Genomic DNA, 24,476 nt, shown 5'->3' with positions numbered 1-24,476 from the left:
CTGAATGCTGCCGCTACCCGAACTTCCCATTGAACTGACCATCGAACGCCTCGGCCAGCTCGGCGAAGGCGTGGCCTCCTGGCAGGGGCGCACCGTCTTCATCCCGGGGACCTTCCCGGGCGACACCGTGCGCGTCCACCTGGAGACGCAAGGCCGTGTGCTGCGCGGCATCCTGCGACAGGTGGTGTCGCCAGGCCCGGACCGGCGTGACGCGCCCTGCGTGTACGCGTCCGACTGCGGCGGCTGTGACTGGCTGGGGCTCGCCGAGCCCGCTCAGCGCAGCGCGAAGCAGGAGATTGTCCTCTCCACCCTGGAGCACCTGGGGCACCTGGCTCGGGACAGCTTCACCGTGCGTCCGCTGCTGGTGGCCCCTCGCGACTGGGGCTACCGGCGCCGCGCGGTGCTGCATCCTGCGGGCAAGGGCGCGCTGGGGTACTTCGGCCGACGCAGCCACGAACGCGTGCCGGTGGAAGTCTGCGGTGCGCTCACGCCCGTGCTCACGGCGCTTCCCGGCAAGCTGGCCCCGCTGCTCAAGCCCCTGGCGAAGGACGCCGAGGAAGTGCTGCTGCTGGCGGAAGGGGACAAGGCCGCGTTCGCGGTGAATCTCAGCGGCCCGGTGACGGCACGTCACCTGGAAGCCGCCGAGGCGGCCGTGCGCGCCCTGCGGCTGGAGGGCGCGGTGCTGACGCCGAAGGAAGGCTCGGCTCGGCTTCTTGGCAAGCCGGCGCTGCGCTCCTACTCACCGCTGCGTCCGGAAGTCCCCTTGTACCTGCGGCCGGATGCCTTCGCTCAGGCCCATGCCGAGGCCAACGTGGGGCTGGTGACCTCGGCCGTGTACGAGCTGGGGGCCCGCGAGTCCGACACCGTGCTGGAGCTGTATTCGGGCAACGGCAACTTCACCTTCCCCCTGGCCGGAACCGCCGCGTCCGTGCTGGGCGTGGAGTCCTCCCCCGTGGGCGTCGAGCTGGCCCAGCGGAGCGCTCGTGAGGGTGGGGTGACGAATGTGCGCTTCATCCAGGGCGACGCCCGCAAGGTGTGCGACGGGCTGGTGGCCGAGCAGCGCCGCTTCGACGTGTGCCTCGCGGACCCGCCGCGCGCGGGAGCCCCGGGCCTGGCGAAGTGGATGACCGCCTTGGGCGTGCGCCGCGTGGTGTACGTGGCGTGCGATCCAGCATCCCTGGCTCGGGACGCCGCGGGCCTGGTTGCCGCGGGCTACAAGCCTCTGGCCCTCCAGGTGGTCGACATGTTCCCTCAGACGCATCACGTCGAGGCCGTGATGTCCTTCGAGCGGCCGGCCTGAATCGCGCCAGCACGCACTGTGAGTCTTTGCTTCGTTGAGCAGCGGGGTTCGGGCGCCCATCGGCGCTCAGGCCACGGCTTGCCGGATTCCTCTCTGAAACCGCAGTGGGTGGCCCGCAGCCCCAGTCTGGAATAAATAGTAATTCAGTAAATTTTAGTGATTACACCGCGTGTACCAGGGGGGGCAGGCGGCCGCTCGCTTCATGGTCGTGCATTCCCGATTGCGCGCGGGCCATCCCCGGACATGATGGTTGCGTGGATGCCCGCATCGTCGAGTTCGCCGAGGTCCTTCGCCAGAACGGTGTGCGTGTCAGTACGTCCGAGGTCCAGGACGCGCTGCGCGCCACGTCCGAGGTAGGCCTCAAAGACCGGAACCTGTTCCGTTCGGTGCTCCGCACCACGCTGGTGAAGCGTGAGCTGGACGTGGACACCTTCAACCGGGCCTTCGAGTTCTACTTCTCCGGCGCGGCGAGGACGTTCGAGGACATCGACAAGTCGCTGGCGCAGCAATTGGAGGAGGAAGGCTACCTGGAGGGCGACCTGCTGAAGATGGTCCTCATCCAGATGCACCAGCTCCTCCCGGAGATGTCCCCCCTGGCCCAGGCCGTGCTGATGGGAGACCGGGCCCGGCTGGCGCAGATCTTCCGGATGGCCTCGCTGCAGTTGGACCTGTCGCGAATGGAGAGCCCGCTCCAGGCGGGGTTCTTCTCCCGGCGCATGCTGGCGGCGGCTGGGGCGGACAAGGCCCGGAACGACATGAAGTCGCTCGAGGACGAGCTGCGAGCCCGCGGCCTCACCCCCGAAGGGGTGGAGATTGTCTCGCGCCATGTCGCCGCCGCGATGCGGAAGATCGAGGACGCCGCACGCCAGGAAGTGAAGCGTCAGGCGGAGGCCCGCATCCGCCGCCGCACCGACACCGCCGCGGACAAGCCGCTGCACCTGCTCACCCAGGCGGAGGTGGACCAGATGGAGTCTGCCGTGCGCACCCTGGCGGAGAAGCTGCGCAGCCGGCTCATCCGGAAGCAGCGCTCGCACCGCAAGGGCGCCCTCAACGTGCGGCGCACCCTGCGCCGGAACCTGCCGTGGGGCGGGGTGCCCATGGTGCCCCAGTTCCGCAGCCGCCGCCCCGAGCGCCCGGAGCTGGTGGTGCTCTGCGACGTGTCCGACTCCGTCCGTCAGGCGTCACGGATGATGCTGCTGTTCATGCACACGATGCAGTCGCTCTTCGTCCGCGTGCGCTCGTTCGTCTTCGTGTCCGACGTGGGCGAGGTGACGCAGTACTTCAAGGACCTGGAGGTCGACGCCGCCATCGACATGGCCACCGCGGGCAAGACGGTGTCCCTGAGCGCGAACTCCAACTACGGCCGGGCCCTGGCCGACTTCACCCGGGACCACCTGGGCAGCATCACCCGCCGGACCACCGTGATGGTGATTGGCGACGGGCGGAACAACTACAACGCGAACAACGCCTGGGCCCTCAAGGACCTGCGCCGCAAGGCGAAGCGGCTCTTGTGGATCTGCCCCGAGGAGCGTGGCAACTGGGGCATTGGCGACAGCGAGATGCTCACCTACGAGAAGCACTGCCACCAGGCCGTCGTCGTCACCTCCGTGTCGGACCTGGCCCGGATCGCCGACCAGCTCGTGCCCGCGTAGTCCCGGGCCCATTCCCCCGCAAGGCACCTCCCATGTCTTCCTTCCTCTTCGACGACAACGGCTTCCAGGACGTCCCCAACCGGGAGTCGTCCACCGACCTCACCGCCGCCGACGACCGCACCCTCCGCTGGGCCGCCCCCCCGCTGGACGCGGCGATGCTCGACGCCCTGGTCCGCTACCAGCAGACCTACCTTGCCCAGGCCTCCGGGCAGGGAACGGAGACCCTGGCCAAGGCCCACACCGAGGCCCTGGCCGCGTCGGGGCTGGACCCCAAGACGGCGGAGCAGGGCAGCGCGCTGCTGCGAGCCTTCGGCGGGCGGCGCTGGGCGGTCCGCAAGCTCCAGGACAAGCTGGGGCAGCTCCAGGGCGGCGCGGCGGACGAGCTCAAGGGCCGCATCCAGGACGAGTTGGCCAAGCAGGAGCGCGAAACCAACGCCCTGGCGCGGCGTTACGGCGAGGACGCCCTGGTGCTGCTCCGGGCCCGCGAAGCGGAGCTGGTGGACCTGCACACCCGCCTGACGCACCTGCTCAGCCGGGGATGAAGGCGGGCGGGCGGCTGGTTGCATTCCGCGTCCGGCCATCGGATAAGGGCACGTACTTGCTCAGGGTTCTTCCATGAAGCGCTATTTCATCCACACCTTCGGCTGCCAGATGAACGTCAACGACTCGCTCCGCATGAGCGAGGTGTTGAGCCAGATGTCCTACGCGCCGACGCCGGTGCCGGACAACGCCGACCTCATCATCCTCAACACCTGCTCCATCCGGGAGAAGGCGGAGGACAAGATGCTGTCCGCCCTGGGGCGGTACAAGCCGGTGAAGGCCAGCCGTGGCGCGCTGATTGGCGTGGGCGGGTGCGTGGCGCAGCAGGAGAAGGACAAGCTCCTCAAGAAGGTGCCGTACCTGGACTTCGTCTTCGGCCCCGACAACATCGCGCGCCTGCCGGACATCATCGGCCGGGTGTCCGCGGAGCGGGAGCGGGTGGTGGAGACGGCCTTCGTGAACTCGGAGGAGTACGTCTTCCCGCGCGCCGACCCGGAGACGTCCCGCGGCAAGGTCACCGAGTTCGTCACGGTGATGAAGGGCTGTGACAACGTCTGCTCGTTCTGCATCGTGCCGCACACGCGTGGCCGCGAGGTGAGCCGGGCGTTCCCCGACGTGCTCGTCGAGGTGGCGGACCTGGCGAAGGTGGGCGTGCGCGAGGTGACGCTCATCGGCCAGAACGTGAACTCGTACGCGGGCGGCATCTCCTTCGCGCAGCTCCTGCTGCGCACCGCGGAGGTCCCCGGCATCGAGCGCGTGCGCTTCACCACCAGCCACCCGCACGACCTGTCCGACGAGCTGATCGAAGCCTTCCGCGTCCAGCCGAAGATCACCCCGCATTTCCACCTGCCGGTGCAGTGCGGCAGCGACCGCATCCTCAAGATGATGCGCCGCGACTACACGGTGGAGCAGTACCTGGAGCGCCTGGCGAAGCTGCGCGAGGCGCGGCCGGGCATCGCCGTCACCACGGACATCATCGTCGGCTTCCCCGGGGAGACCGAGGAGGAGTTCGAGATGACGATGCAGCTGACCGAGCAGGTCCGCTACGACAACCAGTTCTCCTTCGTCTACAGCCCGCGGCCCAAGACGGGCGCGGCCCTGCGCGAGAAGGACTGGGGCCCGGTGCCGCACGAGGTGAAGATCGCCCGCCTGGAGCGGCTGCAGAAGCTCCAGCGGCGCATCAGCGGCGAAATCACCGCGGCGCTCGTGGGCTCGGAGGTGGAGGTCATGGTGGAGGGGCACTCGCGCTACGACGCCACCAAGCGCTTCGGCCGCACGCCGGAGAACCGCACCGTCAACTTCGAAGGGGACGCCCCCGCGGGCGCCTTCGTGACGGTGAAGGTGGAGCGCGCCACGCCCAACCAGCTCGCGGGCAAGCAGGTGGCCCTGCTCAAGCCCCCCACGGTGGAGCCGCTGCAGGTGCCCATGGCCGAGGCGCCGTTCCACGTCGTCGCGGAGGCGTAGCCCCATGCCCCAGAGGCCATTCCGAGGTGTCTCCCCCCGCGTCCACCCCGGCTGCTTCGTGGACGACTCCGCCCAGTTGGTGGGTGACGTCGAGGTGGGGGAGGACTCCTCCATCTGGTTCAACTGCGTGCTGCGCGGGGACGTGAATCCCATCCGCATCGGGAAGCGCACCAACGTGCAGGACCTGTCCCTGATTCACGTCACCAGCGGCAGGTCCGCCACCACGGTGGGGGACGACGTGACGGTGGGGCACCACGTCATCCTCCATGGGTGCACCATCGGCAACCGGGTGCTGGTGGGCATGGGCGCCACCGTGATGGACGACGCGGAGGTGGGGGACGACTGCATCATCGGCGCGGGCGCCCTGCTGACGCCGGGCACGAAGATCCCCCCAGGCTCCCTGGTGGTGGGCTCCCCGGGCCGGGTGAAGCGGCCCATCACCGAGGCGGAGCGTGAGTTCCTCTTGATGTCCGCCCAGCACTACGTGCTGCTCGCGGCCGAGTACCACACGGACCGCTGAGTCGCTCGCGGGCCTACGCTGGGCGTGTTAGGAGCACATCCATGGCTCTCGTGCCTGCCACAACGCTCAAGGCGTGTCCGCTGTTCAAGGGGTTCACGGACACCGGCATCCAGATCTTCGCCGGGGTCGCCGTTGCCCGTGCGTTCCCCAAGGGAACCGCGCTCTTCGCTGAAGGCAAGACGGGGGATTCGCTCCTCATCGTGGGCGAGGGCACCGTGCGCCTGAGCGCCAAGAGCGCAGGGGGCGAGGATGTATCCCTGGGTGAGGTCGGCTCCGGCGAACCCCTGGGGGAGCTGGCCCTGGTGCAGAAGGGTGAGCGGCTGTGCACCGCCACCGCCGTCACCGACGTGTTGGCCTTGGAGATTCGCGCCGCGGATTTCCAGAAACTCCTGGCCACCAAGCCGCAGGCCTGCGTGAAGCTGCTGATGGGCATCGTCGCGCACTTCGGCCAGAAGGCTCGGGACAACCGGGACATGCTGCGCACGCTCATCGGAAAAGCGCCCGCGGCCTGAGCTGAAGGAGACGCCATTCGGGCAGGCGGTGGTTAAGCTGCGCGGCGGCGCTGGCTCTGCGGATCGAGTAGGGCCTGGTGGCTAGCGCTCGCACCTCGTTCCGCGGTGCGGGCCGAGGTGGCATGGGCCTCCTGGACGATTGGAACCCAGGTGAGCAGGCTGCCCGAAGGGGCGGCGAGACGTCGGGACAGTGGGGCAGTGGGAGGCGGCGGTCGGAGAATATGAAGAGATGACGGGCGCCGAAGAGCGCCCAGGCAGAGGCCGGGTTTCAGGGACTTTTGGGGTCGGTTCCCCTTGTTGACTCGGAGTTTTGACGACCCGCGCCCGGTTGATGTCTGGGCGCTAGAGGGGCGGCCTCAGGTGACTACCGGGGCGGGCCCTTCGGACGTGAACGGACAGGACGACGCGTGCAAGAACTTCTCACCAACCTCCTCGGCGACTCTCAGGGCTTCTTCGCCTATGCCACGGTGTTCGGCATCCTGGTGGCCTGCGGACTGGGTGTCCCTCTACCAGAGGACATCTCCCTCATCCTCGGGGGCTTCCTGGCCCACAAGGGGGCCGCCAACCTATCGGTCATGATGGTGGTCGGCTTCGCGGGCATCATCGTTGGCGACAGCCTCATCTACCTCGCCGGCCGCCGGCTGGGCGGGAGGCTGGGACGTGAAGGCAGCGGTGGCTTCTTCGCCCGCATCGTCACACCCGAGAAACGCGCGAAGGTGGAGGGCCTCTTCGTCAAGCACGGCCAGAAGATCGTCTGCATCGCCCGCTTCATGCCGGGCGTGCGCGCCGTGACGTACTTCACCGCGGGCTCCGTGGGCATGTCCTACTGGCGCTTCATCTTCTGGGACGGCCTGGCCGCGCTGCTGTCCGCGCCCGTGTTCATCTGGCTCGGCTTCCACTTCGGTGGCGAGTTGGACACGATGATCTCCAAGTTCAAGGAAGGGCAGTTCGCCGTAATGGGCGTGCTGGCCGTGGCCGCCATCGGCTACTTCGTGTGGCGCCGCCGGCAGGCCGCGCAGCGCGCCCAGGCCGCCGCCATCGTGGAGCCCGTGGCGGTTCCCGCGCTCGTCCACGAGTCCGTGGCCGCGCCGCTGCGTCCCCAGGTGTCCAGCACGGGCGACGCCCTGTTCGTCGCGGCGCCGGAGCAGGCCGCCGCCGACAGCTCGCACGAGCTGCAGAAGTCGTAGGCCACTTCGAACCGAGGGCGCCGGGGACGACAGCTTCCCCGGCGCCTTCCGTGGTTGCCGGGCTTCCGGGATCAGGGTCAGGATTGAGGGATAGCCTCAACGTCGACCCTCATCTGAGCCCGCGAATGCCCAAGATCCTTCTTCGTGCCTGTGCCGTGGTCCTGCTCGCAGCCAGCAGCACCGCGCAGGCGCAAGCCGTCCCACCGGCGCCCTCCGAGGCCGAGGACGCCTCCACGCCCGCCAACCCCGTGCCGGCGGACGCCTCACCTGATGCGCCAGCGGCGCCACCCCAGGCCGAACCGGGCGAAGTGCCAGCCAGCGCTGTCACTGAAGACGTTCCGGCGGTGAGCCCCGAGGCGCCGCCCGTTCCGCCGAACGGTGGCGCCTTCGCGAAGGACACCGCGCTCGTCCCCGAGGGAACGCCGTTCCTGCCGCTGCACATCGAAGACCCCGCGCAGGCCCGCGCCCTGGCCGAGGAGACGGAGCGCAGCGCGCCGGCCCTGGTCGTCAGCGGCGGCATCAGCCTGGGCGCGTATCAGGCGGGGTTCCTCTCCACGCTGGTCCGGTTCTGGAGCGTCGCGCAGCGAGAAGGCGCGCAGGCGGACCTGGGCAACCCGGCGCCGCGTGTGTGGACGGGCGCCTCGGCGGGGGCGGTGAACGCGCTGCTCGGGGGGCTGGCTTCGTGTGACACGGCGTTCGCACAGCCCACGTGGTCTCCAGAGCAGAGCCTCTTCTGGACCGTGTGGATCGACCAGCTCGACCTGGGCCGGCTGCTCCCCGAAGAGCGGAATGAGCCACCTCAGGGCACGCACCTCTTCAGCGAGCCCCACATGCAGGACACCCTGCAGCTCATCCTGAAGAAGGCCCAGACGACCCGCTTCAAGGAGGACTGCAGCTTCGCCTACGGCATCACCGTGACGAACCTGCGCGGGCGCGAAGTTCCGTTCGGCGAGGGCGGCCCCGACGCCCAGTTCAAGCTGAAGCGCGTGACGGAGAAGCTGGTCGTCCAGGTGATGACGCAGGGCGAAGGGAAGCTCACCGCCCGGCTGCCATTCATGGAAGGCGCGGCGAGCGCGTCGTTCCCCCACATCGGGGTGAAGCCCAAGGAGTTCGCGTACTACCCGGCGCTGGGCGCCCAACCGACGGGCGACGGCGGACATGAGGTGTCCCTGTCGAACCTGCTGCTCACGCCGCAGGCCTCCGGGGCCTTTCCGCTCGCGTTCCCGCCTGTCCCCGTCGAGGTCTCCTTCTTCAACCAGACGCAATGGGGGCCCCTGGAGTCCCTCAAGCTCATTGACGGCGGCGTGCTCAACAACAACCCCGTGGACCTGGCGGTGCGGCTCGGCTCGCGGTGGGTGGAGCGCAGCACCTCGGGGGAGACGACGCTCAATCGCGAGCGATTCCCCGTCGTCTACCTGGACCAGGACGCGGTCGCCTGGGACTGGGCATCAGCGCCCGAACGGCCGGATCGCTCCCGCAGCCCATTGGACGAGGCCTACTTCCAGTACCTGGGCAACGTGCTGAACGCCGCGCGCGACAGCGCCGTGCTCAACACCCTGGAGCACGACATCAATCTGTCGGGCCGCATCCAGATTCCTCGCCGCACGTCGGTGCTCCCGTCGGAGTTCCAGTTCGCGATGATGGGCTTCTTCGACCGGCGCTTCCGCGAGCACGACTTCTACCGTGGCATGCAGGACGCCATCCGTTTCCTGTCAACCCAGCTCACCTCGACGCGCGCCGTCGACCTGCTGGTGCCTCGCACCGGCAAGGAGCGCCTGAAGGATCGCGAGCTCCGCGTCCTGAACGTCCTGGGCATCGACTCGCCCGGCTTCCGCTGTGTCGTGGGCAATGACTGCGCGACGACGCCGCAGTTGGGGCGGCTGCGTCAGGCCACCGATGCCCTGACGCGGAGGGCGGAAGCGGGACAGCTCCAGAAGGGGCGGGTCGACGACCTGCTCTCCGTGCTGGGCGACGTGGGCTACCAGTACAGCGAAGGCGTCATGGAGGAGCTTGAAGCCACGGGGACCCGAGAGGACCTCATCCCGGTCCGCCAACGCGTGGGCACGGCCTTCCACAGCCTCGTCACGCAGCAGCGGGGCAACCTCAAGATTCCGCTCCGTCCCGCGGGCGCCGCGTTCCTGGACGAGTGGCTGACGTACTCGAAGCCGCACCACGTCTGGACGCTCAGCGCCATGCGCCAGCGCGGCGTGGGCGTGGGCGTGGAGCTTCCGTTCCTCGCGTCCGAGCAGGGGCGCGAGGACTACACCTACAGCCGCAATGAGTGGCGCTTCGGCGCCGTGCTGTCCGGGCTGGGCGTTCGGGACATGGACCAGCTCGTGCCCAACGACACCCGCATCCGTTGGGCCTCGCTGGGCCTCTACATCGACTGTGTCTCCGACATGGACGGCTTCTCCGGCGCGATTCCGTTCCTCGACCTGGGGCCGTACGCCCGGTGGCGCGCCGGACTGGGCGTGTCCGCGGGCTACCTCAGCCATCCCAACGAATGGGCGCTGACGGTCCCAGAGGCCCGCCTGGGCGTGGACCTGGCGGAGATGGTGGGCGTGCGCCTCACGATGCCGGTCTACCTCTTCAAGAAGACGGAGGGAGAGCGGCGGCTCATCAGGGGGACGCCCAAGTACTTCAAGGAGCTGGGCCTGGGCATCGAGTTCCTCCTCACGCGGTGGTGACCTTCAGCGCGCTCCGGAGCCGGTCCGCCAGCTCGCGGACCCCCGGGGCGCGCAGCACGCCGTAGTGGTCGCCGGACACGGCGTGCTGCTCCAGTCCGGCTCCCACGAGCGCCTTCCAACCGCCGTCCTCGGGCAGGCCCTCCGCGCCCTCCGTCGCCTGGAGCCGCAACACCCGGCCCGGGTTCAGCGCGGGCGGCTGGTAGCGGCGGGCGGCCCGGAGGTTGGCCTCGAAGACCCGGAGCAGGGCTCGCAGGTGCGCGGGCTCCATTCCGGGCGGCAGGGCGCCCGCGCGCTGACCGGCTTCCCAGAGCGCTTCTACCTGGGCCTCGGGTGACTGGGACGCGTCCGGCGTGGCCAGGTCCGTGAACCCGATGCCCAACAGGTCGCTCGCGAAAGCGGAGACGACCTGCGCGGCGTCGGGCTCCGGCTCGGCGGCGTTGAGCACCGCGGGCGTGTAGGCGTCGATGAGCGCCAACAGGGCCACCGTGTCGCCACGCTCGCGAAGCTGGCGCGCCATTTCATAGGCAATGACGCCGCCCACGGACCAGCCGCCCAGCAGGTAGGGCCCGGCGGGTTGGACCGTGCGGATGGCCTCCACATAGGCGGCGGCCATCTCCTCCACCGTGCCCAGCGGCGGGGTGCTGCCGTCGAGCCCTTGCGCCTGGAGTCCGTAGAACGGGCGCTCCGGCCCGAGCAGCCGGGCCAGCTCCGCGTAGGCCAGGACGTTGCCTCCGACCGGGTGCACGCAGAAGAACGGAACCTCCGTTCCACTCCGGCCCACGTCGAACGGGACCAGCGACGACGTCGGTCCAGTGTCCTCGCGGCGCAGGAGCGCGGCGAGCTGCTCCACCGTGGGCGCCTGGAACAGCGCGGACAGGGGAAGCGGCCGGCCCAGGGACTCGCGCAGGGCCGCGACCAGACGCACGGCCAGCAGCGAGTGGCCTCCCAGCTCGAAGAAGCTGGAGCGCACGCTGATGGGCTCCACGCCCAGGAGCTGCTCCCAGGTCCGCACGAGCCGCAGCTCCAGCCCATCCCGCGGCGCCACGTGGACCTCCTGGCCTCGGGTGTCCGCGAGCGTGGGCGAGGGCAGGGCCTTGCGGTCCACCTTGCCACTGGGGTTCAGGGGCAGGGCCGGCAGTGAGACGAAGGCCGGCGGCACCATGTACTCGGGCAGCCGCTGCTGGAGGTGCTGACGCAGCGCCTCCACGGTGACGGAGCCGCCCACGACGTAGGCCACGAGCCGCTTGTCGCCGGGCACGTCCTCGCGCGCCAGCACCACGGCGTCCTGGACCGCTTCGTGTGTACGCAGGGCCGCTTCGACTTCACCCAGCTCGATGCGGAAGCCGCGCAGCTTCACCTGGAAGTCGAGCCGCCCCAGGTACTCCAGCGTGCCGTCATGCCGCCAGCGGGCCTTGTCGCCCGTGCGATAGAGCCGCTCGCCCGGCGTGGACGCGAACGGGTGGGGGACGAAGCGCTCCGCGGTGAGGCCTGGCTGGCCCAGGTAGCCTCGAGCCAGGCCATCCCCCGCCAGATAGAGCTCGCCCGCGGTGCCCAGGGGGGCCAGCTGCTGCCGCGCATCCAGCACGTACGCCCGAGTCCCCGCGAGCGGCTTGCCGATGACAGGGACCGGACTCGGGCTGTGCTGCACGCGCGCATAGGTGGCGTACACGGTGCTCTCGGTGGGGCCGTAGGCGTTGAACGCCGTCGTGCGCTCCGTGTTCGCGAGGCGGCTCCAGAGCGACGGGGCCATGGCTTCACCCGCGCACAGGATCCGCGCCGGGACGTGGGCACGCTCCAGCAGCCCGGCCTGGAGCAGGAGCGTCAGCTGCGCGGGCGTGCAGTCCAGGACGTCCACGCGCTGTTGCTCCAGCCACGCCAGCATCGCCTCCGGATCTCTCCGTGTGTCATCGGGCAGCAGGCACAAGCAGTGCCCGTCCGCCAGATGGACGAGTTGGTCCATGCTGACGTCGAAGTAGAGCGGTGCGTTGAGGCTGAACCGCTGCCCCGGCGCCTGCCCCAGGTGGAACGCGAGGCTCGAGGCCACGTGCAGCGAAGCCAGCGAGTGGTGCTGCACCATGACGCCCTTGGGCGTGCCCGTGGAGCCGGACGTGTAGATGACGTACGCGAGGTTCTCTTCGCGGACCTCCACCACGACCTCATCCGTGGGCCGTGACGCCAGGTTCGACGCCCCGGTGTCCAGACACAGCAGATGTTGGACCTGCGGCTTCCAGTCGTCCGCCAGCGCTTGGACGGTGAGCAGGACCGACGCGTCGCTGTCCCTCAGGACGAAGGACTTGCGCTGTGCCGGCGCGGACGGGTCGATGGGCACGAAGGCGCCCCCCGCCTTGAGCACCGCCAACACCGCGACGATGGCGTCCGGCGTGCGCTCCAGGCACAAGCCCACGCGGACCTCGGGGCCCACGCCCAGCGAGCGCAGGGACGCGGCGAGCTGGTTGGCCCGCGCGTCGAGCTGGGCGAACGACAGCACCTGCGCCCCCAGTGTCACGGCGGGGGCATCGGGCGTGCGCGCGGCTTGCTGCGCGAAGCGCGTGTGGAAGAGCGCACCACGCTCGCGGGCTGGTTCGATGTCGTGCCAGTCCACCATCAACTGCTGCTGCTCCGACTCCGTGTGGAGGGACAGCGTGGCGAGGGCCAGGTCCGGCGCGGCCACGGCACGCTCCAGCAGCAGTTGGAGATGGGTGGCCAGCCGTTCCGCCGTGGCGCGCTCGAACAACTCGGTGCTGTAGACGAGCGCCCCCTCGTAGCCGTCCTGGACACGCGCCAGGTCCAGGCTCAGCTCGAACAGCGTCACCCCTGAGTCGTCGGCGTCCGCGGGACGGACCGACAGCTGGGACAAGGTCAGCTCGGGGACCTGGGTGTTCTGCAACGCGAACATCACCTGGAACAGCGGCGTGCGGCTCAGGTCTCGCGAGGGCTGGAGTTCCTCCACCAGCCGCTCGAAGGGCACGTCCTGATGCTCATATGCGCCCAGCGTGGTGTCACGGACTTGCGCCAGCAGTTGACGGAAGGTCATCGCGGGGGTGAAGCGGGCGCGCAGCACCAGCGTGTTCACGAAGAAGCCGATGAGCGGCTCGGTCTCCGCGTGGCGCCGGCCGGCGATGGGCGAGCCGACCAACACATCGTCCTGCCCGGCATGACGGGCCAGGACCGACTGGAAGGCCGCGAGCAGCAGCATGAACGGCGTGACGCCTTCACGTTGCGCCAGCGCATCCAGCATCAGCGCGAGCTCCTGGGGCAGCCGCACCGGCACCGCCGCGCCGTGGTGACGAAGCACCGCGGGCCGGGGCTTGTCGGTGTGCAACTCCAGCGCACGGGGTGCACCGGCCAGCTGCGACTTCCACCAGCCGAGCTGCTCCTTCAGCGTCTCGCCCTGGAGCCACCCGCGCTGCCAGACCGCGTAGTCGGCGTACTGCACCGGGAGCTCGGGCAGGGCCGCGGGGTGCCCGTTGTGGAAGGCCTCGTAGAACGTGGTCACCTCACGCACCAGCACGCCCATGGACCAGCCGTCCGTGACGATGTGGTGCAGGCACAGCAACAGGACGTGCTCGGACGGCTCCAGCTTCAGCAGCGTGGCGCGCAGCAGCGGCCCCGTGGAGAGATTGAACGGCTGCCGGGCATCCCGGGTGGCGCGTGTCATCGCCTCCGCTTCCCGCTGGGCCCGGTCCTGGATGTCCGAGAGGTCCACCACCTCCACCACCGTGGCGTGCGGTGGGTGGATGACCTGCCGGGGCTCGCCAGCCACCGATTGGAACGAGGTGCGGAGCGCTTCGTGCCGCGCCACCATGGCACTCACCGCTCGCCGCAGGGCTTCGACGTCGAGCGACCCCGACAGCCGCAGCGCGGACGGCATGTTGTAGGACACGTCACCCGGATTGAGCTGATCCAAGAACCACAGCCGCTGCTGCGCGAAGGAGAGCGGCAATGCTCCGTCCCTCTCGGCGCGCGACAAGGGCGGGAGCCGGAGCCTGGGCGTCGTGGAGGCCAGCCACTCGGCGAGCGTCGCCACGGTGGGGGCCGCGAAGAACGCGCGCAGGTTCAGCTCCACATCGAAGGCGTCGCGGATGCGGGCCACGACCTGAGTGGCCAGCAGGGAGTGTCCGCCCAGCTCGAAGAAGTTGTCATGCCGGCCCACGGTGGGGATTCGCAGCAGCTCCTTCCAGATGTCCGCCAGCCGAGCCTCCGTGGGCGTCGCGGGCGGCTCGACGGCGCGCGTGAGCGCGAGCTGGGATGCGTCCGGTGCCGACAGCGCGTTGCGGTCCACCTTGCCGGTGGACGTCAGCGGCAGGGCGGCCAGCGACATGAAGACCGAAGGCACCATGTACTCCGGCAGCCGCTGCAGGAGGTGCTGGCGCAGCGACTCGGCGGTGACCGAGTCGCCCACGACGTAGGCCACGAGCCGCTTGTCGCCCGGCACGTCCTCGCGCGCCAGCACCACGGCGTCCTGGACCTGGCCGTGGGTGCGCACGGCAGCCTCGATTTCGCCCAGCTCGATGCGGAAGCCCCGCACCTTCACCTGGAAGTCGAGCCGCCCCAGGTATTCCAGCGTGCCGTCATGCCGCCACCGGGCCTTGTCTCCCGTGCGGTAGAGGCGGGCCCCCGGCTGTCCACTGAAGGCGTCCGGGATGAAGCGCTCCGCCGTCAGTCCCGGCCTGCCAAAATACCCCCGGGCCACACCTTCTCCCGCGATGCACAGCTCGCCCGCGGTTCCCAGCGGAGCCAGTTGCTGGCGCGAGTCCAACACGTACACCCGCGTTCCCACGATGGGGTGGCCGATGACGGGGACAGGACTCGGGTTGCCCTGAACACGCGCGGAGGTGGCGCACACCGTGCTCTCGGTCGGGCCATAGACGTTGAAAGCCGTCGTGCGCTCCGTGCCGGCCAGTCGATTCCAGAGCATGGGCGACATGGCCTCGCCTCCGCAGAAAATCCTGGCGGGGACGTGGCTTCGCTCGAGGAGCCCGGCCTGGAGCAGGAGCGCGAGCTGCGCGGGCGTGCAATCCAGCATGTCGACGCGCTGCTGCTCCAGCCACGCCACCATCGCCTCCGGGTCCTTCCGCGTGGCCTCCGGCACCAGACACAGGCAGTGTCCCTCCGCCAGGTGCATGAGCCGCTCGACAGTGCCGTCGAAGTAGAGCGGCGCGTTGAGGCTGAGGCGCTGCCCGGCGGGCGCGGCCATCTCCAGCGACTCCGTCATTCCCTGGAGCAACCACGGCAGCGAGCGGTGCTGCACCATGACGCCCTTGGGCGTGCCCGTGGAGCCGGACGTGTAGATGATGTACGCGAGGTTCTCTCCGCGCACGTTCGCGGGGACGTTGTACGTGGGCAGTGACGCCAGCTTCGCGGCCTCGGTGTCCAGGCACAGCAGATGCCGGACCTGGGGCCGCCAGGCCTCGGCCAGGTGCTGGACGGTGAGCAGCACGGTGGCCCCGCTGTCCTCCAGCATGAAGGAACGGCGCTGCGAGGGCGCCATCGGGTCGAGGGGGACGAAGGCGCCTCCGGCCTTCAGGACCGCCAGCAGGCTGATGATGGCCTCCAGCGTGCGCTCCAGGCACAGGGCCACGCGGACCTCCGGGCCCACGCCCAGCGTGCGCAGGTGCGCGGCGAGCTGGTTCGCCTTCGCGTTGAGCTGGCTGAAGGACAGTACCTGCTCATCCAGCGCCACGGCGGGCGCGTTGGGCGTGCGTCCCACCTGCTGCTCGAAGCGCGTGTGGAAGATGCCACCGCGCTGGACGCTGGAGCTGGTGCTGTTCCAGTCCACCATCAACTGGTGCTGCTCCGCCTCCGTGTGGAGGGGCAGGGTGGACACGGGGTCATCCGGTGACGCCACGGCGCCTTCCAGCAGCAGCCGGAGATGCTCCACCAATTGCTCCGCCGTGGCGGGCTCGAACAGCTCGGTGCTGTAGATGAGCGCGCCCTGGTAGCCCTCCGGGAGGCGGGCCAGCGCCAGCTCCAGCTCGAACCGGCTGACACCATGCGTCGGCTCCAGCTCTCGCAGGGAGATCTCCTGGAGGGCCAGCTCGGAGCCCGGTGCGTTCTGCAGGGCGAAGATGGCCTGGAACAGCGGCGTGCGGCTCAGGTCTCGCGAGGGCTGGAGTTCCTCCACGAGCCGCTCGAAGGGGACGTCCTGGTGTTCGTACGCGCCCAGGGTGGTGTCCCGCACTTGCGCCAACAACTGGCGGAAGGTCGTCTCCGGGGAGATTCGGGCGCGCATGACCAGCGTGTTGACGAAGAAGCCGATGAGCGGCTCGGACTCGGCCTGACGGCGCCCGGCGATGGGTGAGCCCACCAGCACGTCGTCCTGTCCCGAGTGCCGGCACAACAGCGCCTGGAAGGCGGCGAGCAACAGCATGAACGGCGTGACGCCTTCCTTCTGCGCCAACGCCTCCAGCGCCTGACTGAGCGCGAGCGGAAGCTGGACCTGCACGCCAGCGCCTTGGTGCGTCACCACCGCGGGCCGCGGCTTGTCCGTGGGCACGTCGAGCGCGTGCGGCGCGCCCGCGAGCTGCTCCTTCCACCAGCCCAGGTGCTGCTTCAGCGTCTCGCCCTGCATCCACCCGCGCTGCCACACCGCGTAGTCGGCGAACTGCACGGGGAGCTCGGGCAGGGACGCGGGCTGTCCGCGAAGGAAGGCGTCATAGAACGCGGCCACTTCCCGGACGAGCACGCCCATGGACCAGCCGTCCGAGATGATGTGGTGCATGCACAGCACCAGCACGTGTTCGGTGGGCGTCAGCGTCAGCAGGGTGACGCGCAGCAGGGGGCCCGTGGACAGGTCGAACGGCTGCTGTGCGTCGAGGGTGGCGAGCTTCAACGCCTCGGATTCCCGATACGCCCGCCCCTGGAGTCCCGAGAGGTCCACCACCTTCAGCGGCAGCGCTCGCGGTGGATGGATGACCTGGCGGGGCTCGCCGCCCTGGGCATGGAACGTCGTGCGGAGTGATTCGTGCCGCTCCACCAGGGCATCCGCGGCGCGCTGCAAGGCGTCGACGTCCAGCGCCCCCGACAGACGCAGCGCGGACGGCATGTTGTAGGAGGCGTTGCCCGGCTGGAGCTGATCCAGGAACCACAGGCGCTGCTGGGCGAAGGACAACGGCGCCGGCCCGTCACGCCGGGTCCGGGTGAGCGGTGGCAGCCGGGGGCCGGGCGTGGCGGAGCCCAGACGTTCGGCGAGGGCCGCCACGGTGGGGGCCTCGAAGAACGCGCGCAGGCTCAGCTCCACGTTGAAGTCGGCGCGGACGCGGGCGACCACGCGCGTGGCCAGCAGGGAGTGGCCCCCCAGCTCGAAGAAGTTGTCGTGGCGTCCCACCGTGGGGACTCGCAGCAACTCCTGCCAGACCTCCGCCAGCCGGGCCTCCATGAGCGTCGCGGGGGGCATGCTGTCGCGCTTGAGGGCCAGCTGCGAGGCCTCCGGCGCGGGGAGGGCCTTCCGGTCCACCTTCCCACCAGGCGTCAGGGGCAGGGCGGACAGTGAAACGAAGGCGGCGGGCACCATGTACTCGGGGAGGTTCCGGCGCAGGTGTTCCCGGAGGGCGGACGCCTCCAGTGGGCCCGCGTCTGGCGCGGACGACGGCACGACATACGCCACCAGCCGCTTGTCGCCAGCGACGTCTTCGCGGACGTGCACCACGGCGTCGTGGACTGTGGGATGCGCGCGGAGGGCGGCCTCAATCTCTCCAGGCTCGATGCGGACGCCGCGGACCTTCACCTGGGTGTCGCCGCGGCCCAGGTACTCCAGGTTCCCGTCCCGGCGCCACCGCGCCAGGTCTCCCGTCCGGTACAGCCGCTCGCTGTCAACGAAAGGCGAAGGTACGAAGCGCTCCGCCGTCAGCTCCGGCCGGCCCAGGTAGCCTCGGGCCACACCTCGTCCGCCGATGAACAGCTCTCCGGGCACGCCCGGGGGGACGGGCTCCAGCTCGCGGTCCAGCACGTACATCCGCACGTTCGTCAGCGCCTGGCCAATGGGCACCTCGCGCTCGACGCCCGGGGACGCCAGGACTCCGGCCGCTGACAGGTTCACGGACGTGGCCACCGCCGTCACCTCGGTGAGCCCGTACGTGTTCAGCAGGGGCAGCTCGACCCCGACGCTCCGCTGCCACTGGGCCACCCGCTCCGGTGCCACGCGTTCGCCGCCAATCACCACCCACTTCAGCCCTGGGGGGAGACGGGCCGTGCCCGCATCGAGGCTCGCCGTCACGTCATGCCAGAAGGCCGTGGGCAGGTTGAGCTGCGTCACGCCCGCCGCTTCACACTTCGCCAGGAACGCGCCGGGCTCGTCGAGCATGTCCGGGGTCCGGAGGACCAACGTCCCGCCGCTCGTGAGGCACGGGTAGATCTCCTCCGCGCTGGTGTCCCAGCTGATGGAGGCGAACTGGAGCACCCGGTCTCCTGGCGCCACCGGAAAGGACGTCCACGCCGCGCGGGTGAAGTTGACCAGCGACTGGTGCTGGACGACCACGCCCTTGGGCCGGCCCGTGGAGCCGGACGTGTAGAGCACGTACGCAGAAGCCTCAGGGGGCACCAGGACAGCGGGGGCCTGGGGCACGCCGGAAGAGGGAGGCACCTCCGCGTCCAGCCAGACGCGGCCCTCCGCGGCCCCCAGACGCTCGCGGAACGCCGCACGGGCCACGATGACCCGGGCGCCGCTGTCCTCCAACATGAAGCGCAGGCGCTCCGCCGGATACTCCGAGTCCAGCGGCACGTACGCCCCGCCAGCCTTGAGCACCCCCAGCAGCGCGACCAGCAGCTCCACCGAGCGCTCCACGCACACCGCGACGCGCTGCTCCAGCCCCACGCCCGCCGCGCGCAGGCGGAGGGCGAGCGCATTCGCCCGCGCATCCAGCTCCCGGTACGTCACGAACTCCGCACCCGCCACCACGGCCAGCGCGTCGGGCGTGCGAGCCACCTGCGCCTCGAAGAGCGCGTGGATGCGCGTGTCGTTCGGAAGTGGTTCCCGAGCGCCGCTCGCGGCTTCGAGTAAGGCCAGACGCTCCTCGGGACGCATCATCGGCAGCGCGGCGACACGCTCGTCCGGCCGGGCCAGGACGCCTTCCAGGAGCCGCTGGTAGTGCGAGGCCAGCCGCTGGGCCGTGGCCTCTTCATACAAGTCGGTGCTGTAGTTGAGCGTCCCGCTGAAGCCGTCCGCGCCACGGAACAGGTCCAGGCTCAGCTCGAACAGCGCCACGCCCGTGTCCTCACCGTCTGCCGGCCGCACCGTCAGGCCCGGCAACACGAGCTCGGGGATGGGCGCGTTCTGCAGGGTGAACAGCGTCTGGAAGAGCGGGGTGCGGCTCGGGTCGCGCTCCACCTGGAGTTCCTCCACCAGTCGCTCAACGGGGAGGTCCTGATACTCGTAGGCCCCCAGCGTGGTGTCGCGCACCTGCGCCAGGAGCTGGCGGAAGGTCAGCTCGCGGCCGAAGCGCGCGCGCAGCACCAGCGTGTTCACGAAGAAGCCGATGAGGCTCTCCGTCTGCGCATGGTGTCGACCCGCGATGGGCGAGCCCACCAACACGTCATCCTGGGCCGAGGTCCGGTTCAGCAGCAGGTGATACGCCGCGAGCAGCACCATGAAGGGCGTGACACCCTCGCGCTGGGCCAGCGTCTCCACGCCCTGGCTGTGCGCCAGGGAGAGCTGCACGGGCACCGACGCGCCCCGGGTGCTGAGGAACGCTGGGCGCGGCTTGTCGGTCGGAAGTTCCAGTGCGTGCGGAGCGCCGGCGAGCTGCTCCCTCCAGAAGCCGAACTGCTGGTTCAGCGCGTCGCCCTGGAGCCACCCCCGCTGCCACACCGCGTAATCGGCGTACTGCACCGGAAGCTCGGGCAGGGACGCGGGCTGACCGGCATGGAAGGCGCCGTAGAGCGAGGTCACCTCGCGGACCAGCACGCCCATGGACCAGCCATCCGAGATGATGTGGTGCATGCACAGCAGCAACACGTGCTCGGACGGCGCCAGCTTCAACAGGGTGACGCGCAGCAGCGGGCCCTGGGTCAGGTCGAAGGGACGCCGGGCATCGGCGGTGACGCGCTTCAGCGCCTCCGCTTCCCGGTGCGCCTCGTCTTGGATGCCCGAGAGGTCCACCCGGTCCACCGCCACGGGGTGCGGCGCGTGGATGACCTGGCGAGGCGCGCCGTCCTCGGTCTGGAAGGTGGTGCGGAGTGATTCATGCCGACGGACGATTTCGTCCACGGCGCGCTGCAAGGCGGCCACGTCCAACGCACCCGACAGGCGCAGCGCCGTCGGCATGTTGTAGGACGCGTTCCCCGGCTGGAGCTGATCCAGGAACCAGAGCCGCTGCTGCGCGAAGGAGAGCGGCAGTGCTCCGTCCCCCCGGGCTCGCGTCAGGGCTGGAAGCCGGGGACCGGATGAGGCGGAGGCCAGGCGCTCGGCGAGCGCGGCCACGGTGGGCGCCGCGAAGAACGTACGCAGGTTCAGGTCCACGTCGAAGGTGGCGCGGATGCGCGCCACCATCTGGGTGGCCAGCAGGGAGTGGCCGCCCAGTTCGAAGAAGCTGTCGCGCCGGCCCACCGTGGGGACACGCAGCAGCTCCTTCCAGACCTCCGCGAGCTGAGCCTCGAGGGGCGTCGCGGGCGGTTCGACGTCGCGTTTGACGGCCAGGTTCGAGACATCCGGGACGGGCAGGGCCTTCCGGTCCACCTTCCCGGTGGGGGTGAGGGGCAGGGTGCCCATCAGCACGAAGGCGGACGGCACCATGTACTCCGGCAGCCGCGCCTGTGCGTGCTGACGCAACATCTCCGCGGTCACCGGGGCCTCGGGAGTCACCACCACGACGACGTAGGCCACGAGACGCTTGTCGCCGGGCACGTCCTCACGGACCAGCACCACGGCCTCCTGCACCTGGTCGTGGGTCCGCAGCACGGCTTCGATTTCACCCAGCTCGATGCGGAAGCCGCGCAGCTTCACCTGGAAGTCGAGCCGACCCAGGTACTCCAGCGTGCCGTCATGCCGCCAGCGCGCCTTGTCCCCCGTGCGGTAGAGGCGGGCCCCCGGGGTTCCACTGAACGCGTCGGGGATGAAGCGCTCCGCGGTCAGCTGCGGCTGCCCCTGGTACCCACGGGCCAGGCCATCTCCCGACAGGTAGAGCTCCCCCGCGATGCCCGCCGGGGCCACCCGCTGCCGCGCATCCAGCACGTAGGCCCGCGTGCCCTGGATGGGCCGCCCGATGACGGGCACGGGCGCGGTGCTGTTCCGGACGCTCGCCGTGGTGGCGCAGACGGTGCTCTCCGTGGGCCCATAGGCGTTGAACGCCGTGGTGCGCTCCGAGCTAGCGAGCTGCTTCCAGAGCGACGGGGCCATCGCTTCTCCCGCGCACACGATTCGCGAAGGCACATGCGTCTGCTCCAGCAGGCCAGCCTGGAGCAAGAGCGTGAGCTGCGCGGGCGTGCAGTCCAGCACGTCCACGCGCTGCTGCCCCACCCACGCCAGCATCGCCTCCGGATCCTTCCGCGTCTCCTCGGGCACCAGGCAGAGGCAGTGTCCGTCCGCCAGATGGACCAGCGGCTCCAACGCCCCATCGAAGTGGAACGGAGCGTTGAGGCTGATGCGCTGGCCGGTGGCTCCCGTTGCCTGGAACGCCTCCGTCGTTCCCGCGTGCATGGCGAGCAACGAGCGGTGCTGCACCATGACGCCCTTCGGCGTGCCCGTGGAGCCAGACGTGTAGATGACGTACGCGAGGTTCTCCCCGAGGACGTTCACCACGACGTTCCGCGTCGGGAGTGACGCCAGCTTCGAGGCCTCGGTATCCAGGCACAGCAGGTGCCGGACCTGGGGCTTCCAGGCATCGGCCAGGTACTGGAGGGTGAGCAGCACGGACGCGTTGCTGTCCTTCAGGACGAAGGACTTGCGCTGCGCCGGCGCAGCCGGGTCGATGGGGACGAAGGCCCCACCGGCCTTGAGCACCGCCAGCACCGCGACGATGGCATCGGGCGTGCGTTCCAGGCACAGGCCCACGCGGACCTCCGGGCCGACGCCCAGCGTGCGCAGCTGCGCGGCGAGCTGGTTCGCCTTCGCGTTGAGCTGGGCGTACGTGAGGACCTGGGACTCCAGCGACACGGCGGGGGCATCGGGCGTCCGAGCCGCCTGCTCCTCGACGCGCAGGTGGAAGGTGGCCTCGCGGGCCATGTCCGCTGCGTCGTCCGGCTGCGGAGCCTCCTCCCTTTCGAGTGGCAGCGCGGAGACGGGGGTGTCCGGCGACGTCACGGCTTCCTCCAGCAGGACCTGGAGGTGCGCAACCAGTCGCTCCGCCGTGGCGGACTCGAACAGGTCGGCGCTGTAGACGAGCCCGCCCTGGTAACCCTCCGTCACCCGGGACAGGATCAGCTCCAGCTCGAAGCGGCTGACCGTGTGCTTCGACTCGAAGCCACGGAGGGACAGCTCCGGGAGCGTCAGCTCGGGAACCGGCGTGTTCTGGAGGGCGAACATCACCTGGAACAGCGGCGTGCGGCCCTCCACTCGAGCGGGGTGGAGATCCTCCACCAGCCGCTCGACGGGGAGGTCCTGGTGCTCGTAGGCCCCCAGCGTGGTGTCACGCACCTGGGCCAGCAGCTCCCGGAAGGTCGGATCCTGTCCGAAGCGAGCGCGCAGGACCAACGTGTTGACGAAGAAGCCGATGAGCCCCTCCGTCTGCGCGTGGCGACGGCCGGCGATGGGCGAGCCCACCAGCACGTCATCCTGCCCGGAGTACCGGTTCAGCAGCACCTGGAAGGCAGCGAGCAACACCATGAAGGGCGTGGCCCGCTCCTTCAGCGCGAGCGCGTCCACGGCGTCGCTCAGGGCCGCCGGCAATTGGATGGGCGTGTTGTCGCCCAGGAAGGACGGCTGCTCCGGCCTCGGCTTGTCGGTGGGGAGCTCCAGGTACGGCGGCGCGTCCGCGAGCATCCCGCGCCAGTAGTCGAGCTGCGCTTCCAGGACCTGGCCCTGGAGCCACTTCCGTTGCCACGCCGCGAAGTCCGCGTACTGGAACGGGAGCGGGGGCAGGGGAGACGGCTGCCCCTGCCGGAAGGCGCCGTAGATCGCCGCCATCTCCCGGACCATCACGCCGTTGGACCAACCGTCGGTGACGATGTGGTGCATGTTGAGCACCAGCACGTGCTCCGTCGCGGACTGCTTCAACAGGATGCCTCGGACCACCGGGCCATTCGCCAGGTCGAAGGGGCGTTGGACCTCTTCCTGGACCCGTCGCAGCGTCTCCGCCTCACGAAGATGGGCGACGGCCTCACCCGACAAGTCCAGGACCTGGATGGGAACCTGAGAGGGCGGGTGGATGACCTGGACGGGTGCGTCGCCTTCCATGCGGAACGTCGTCCGCAGCACCTCGTGGCGGGCAACCAGCGTGTCGAAGCTGCGCTGAAGCGCGGGCAGGTTCAGCGCGCCCGTGAGCTGGAGCGCCAGCGGGTGGTTGTAGGCACTGCTGCCCGTTTCGCTCCACTGGCTGATGACCCAGAGCCGCTGCTGGGAGAAGGACAGCGGCAGCGAGGCGCGCCGGTCCGCGTGGGTCAGTGCCGGCACCGCGGCGTCAGACTGCGCGGGCGCGTTCTTCTGGCCGTCCAGGTACGCGGCGAGTCCGGCGACCGTGGGGGACTCGAAGAAGGCGCGCAGCGGGAGCTCGATGCCGAAGCGCGTCCGCACACGCACCACCACCTGGGTGGCCAGCAGCGAGTGGCCTCCCAGCTCAAAGAAGCCATCGTGGATGCCGACGCGGCGGACGCTGAGCACCTGGGCGAAGAGCTCGGCCAGGGACTCCTCCGTCGGCGTGCGCGGTGCGACGTAGAGGCCCCGCTGGACGGTGGGCGCCTCGGGGGCGGGCAGGGCCTTGCGGTCCACCTTTCCGCTGGGCGTCAGCGGCAGGACGCCCAGGTGAACGAAGGTCGACGGCACCATGTGCTGGGGGAGCTGCTTCAGCAGATGTGCTCGCAGCGTCTCGGCCTCCAGCGGCGCCGAGTCACCCGTGATGTAGGCCACGAGGCGGGCATCCCCTCGCGTCTCCTCACGGACCACGGCGACGGCGTCACGCACGCCGGGATGCGTGCGCAGCGCGGTCTCGATTTCACCCAGCTCGATGCGGAAGCCGCGCAGCTTCACCTGGAAGTCGGCTCGGCCCAGGTACTCCAGCGTGCCGTCCGGCAACCACCGCGCCACGTCTCCGGTGCGGTACAGGCGCGCGCCCGGGATGCCGCTGAAGGCGTCGGGAATGAAGCGCTCCGCCGTCAACTGCGGGCGCTGCCAGTAGCCGCGTCCCACCTGCACGCCGCCAATGTGCAGCTCGCCCGGGATGCCCACCGGAGCCGGCTGCCCATGCGTGTCCAACACGTACAGCACCGTGTTCGCCACCGGCCGGCCAATGGGGACGCGGTGGAAGTCCTCGCCACGAGGGCAGGGCCAGTACGTGACGTCTACCGCTGCTTCTGTCGGGCCGTAGAGGTTGTGCACCCCCACCGACGCGGGCAGCCGCACGTACGCCTTCTTCACCAACTCCGCGCTCAACGCCTCGCCGCTGCACACCACCCGCCGCAGGCTTCCCAGCCCCTCCAGCCCGGGCTCCTCCACGAAGGCGCGCAACATGGACGGCACGAAGTGCAC

Annotated in this window: 9 protein-coding genes; 8 read left to right on the top strand and 1 reads right to left on the bottom strand. The window is 70.0% G+C overall.

What is annotated here, in order from left to right; translation table 11 throughout:
• The first annotated feature begins 4 nt into the window (after window positions 1-4).
• The 8 genes from HNV26_RS02485 to HNV26_RS02450 all read left to right on the top strand — a co-directional run bounded on the left by HNV26_RS02485 (window position 5) and on the right by HNV26_RS02450 (window position 9,862).
• The gene (locus tag HNV26_RS02485) at window positions 5-1,300 is read left to right on the top strand and encodes a class I SAM-dependent RNA methyltransferase (RefSeq protein WP_171439492.1); all 1,296 of its coding nucleotides are present in this window, start codon (window positions 5-7) and stop codon (window positions 1,298-1,300) included.
• A gap of 254 nt (window positions 1,301-1,554) precedes the next feature.
• Entirely contained in the window at window positions 1,555-2,952 is a 1,398-nt protein-coding gene (locus HNV26_RS02480) for a VWA domain-containing protein (RefSeq protein ID WP_140862901.1), read from the top strand.
• Between the two features lie 32 nt (window positions 2,953-2,984).
• Window positions 2,985-3,494, top strand: coding sequence for a hypothetical protein (locus tag HNV26_RS02475; RefSeq protein ID WP_171439491.1), 510 nt, complete (start codon window positions 2,985-2,987; stop codon window positions 3,492-3,494).
• A gap of 73 nt (window positions 3,495-3,567) precedes the next feature.
• Window positions 3,568-4,956 carry a tRNA (N6-isopentenyl adenosine(37)-C2)-methylthiotransferase MiaB gene (gene miaB, locus HNV26_RS02470; RefSeq protein WP_171439490.1) on the top strand — a complete coding sequence of 463 codons (1,389 nt, stop codon included), beginning with the start codon at window positions 3,568-3,570 and terminating at the stop codon, window positions 4,954-4,956.
• A gap of 4 nt (window positions 4,957-4,960) precedes the next feature.
• On the top strand, window positions 4,961-5,476 hold the full coding sequence (locus HNV26_RS02465; RefSeq protein ID WP_171439489.1) for a gamma carbonic anhydrase family protein: 516 nt from the start codon (window positions 4,961-4,963) through the stop codon (window positions 5,474-5,476).
• A gap of 41 nt (window positions 5,477-5,517) precedes the next feature.
• Window positions 5,518-5,988: a cyclic nucleotide-binding domain-containing protein gene (locus tag HNV26_RS02460; protein ID WP_090492638.1), complete on the top strand. Its 471-nt coding sequence runs from the start codon at window positions 5,518-5,520 to the stop codon at window positions 5,986-5,988.
• 407 nt (window positions 5,989-6,395) lie between these two features.
• Entirely contained in the window at window positions 6,396-7,175 is a 780-nt protein-coding gene (locus HNV26_RS02455; protein WP_171439488.1) for a DedA family protein, read from the top strand.
• Window positions 7,176-7,300: 125 nt separating this feature from the next.
• Complete coding sequence (locus tag HNV26_RS02450) at window positions 7,301-9,862, top strand: patatin-like phospholipase family protein (RefSeq protein ID WP_171439487.1); 2,562 nt, start codon at window positions 7,301-7,303, stop codon at window positions 9,860-9,862.
• Here HNV26_RS02450 and HNV26_RS02445 read toward each other — a convergent pair.
• A partial coding sequence (locus tag HNV26_RS02445; RefSeq protein ID WP_171439486.1) for a non-ribosomal peptide synthetase occupies window positions 9,849-24,476 on the bottom strand: 14,628 nt, incomplete at its 5' end. The two genes, HNV26_RS02450 and HNV26_RS02445, sit on opposite strands and share 14 nt — an antisense overlap.

Origin of the sequence: Myxococcus xanthus (genome assembly GCF_013116825.1) — a bacterium.
Classification (GTDB): Bacteria; Myxococcota; Myxococcia; order Myxococcales; family Myxococcaceae; genus Myxococcus; species Myxococcus xanthus_B.
Note: the sequence above shows the minus strand (reverse complement) of the source record. Positions and strands in the feature narration are given on the sequence as shown.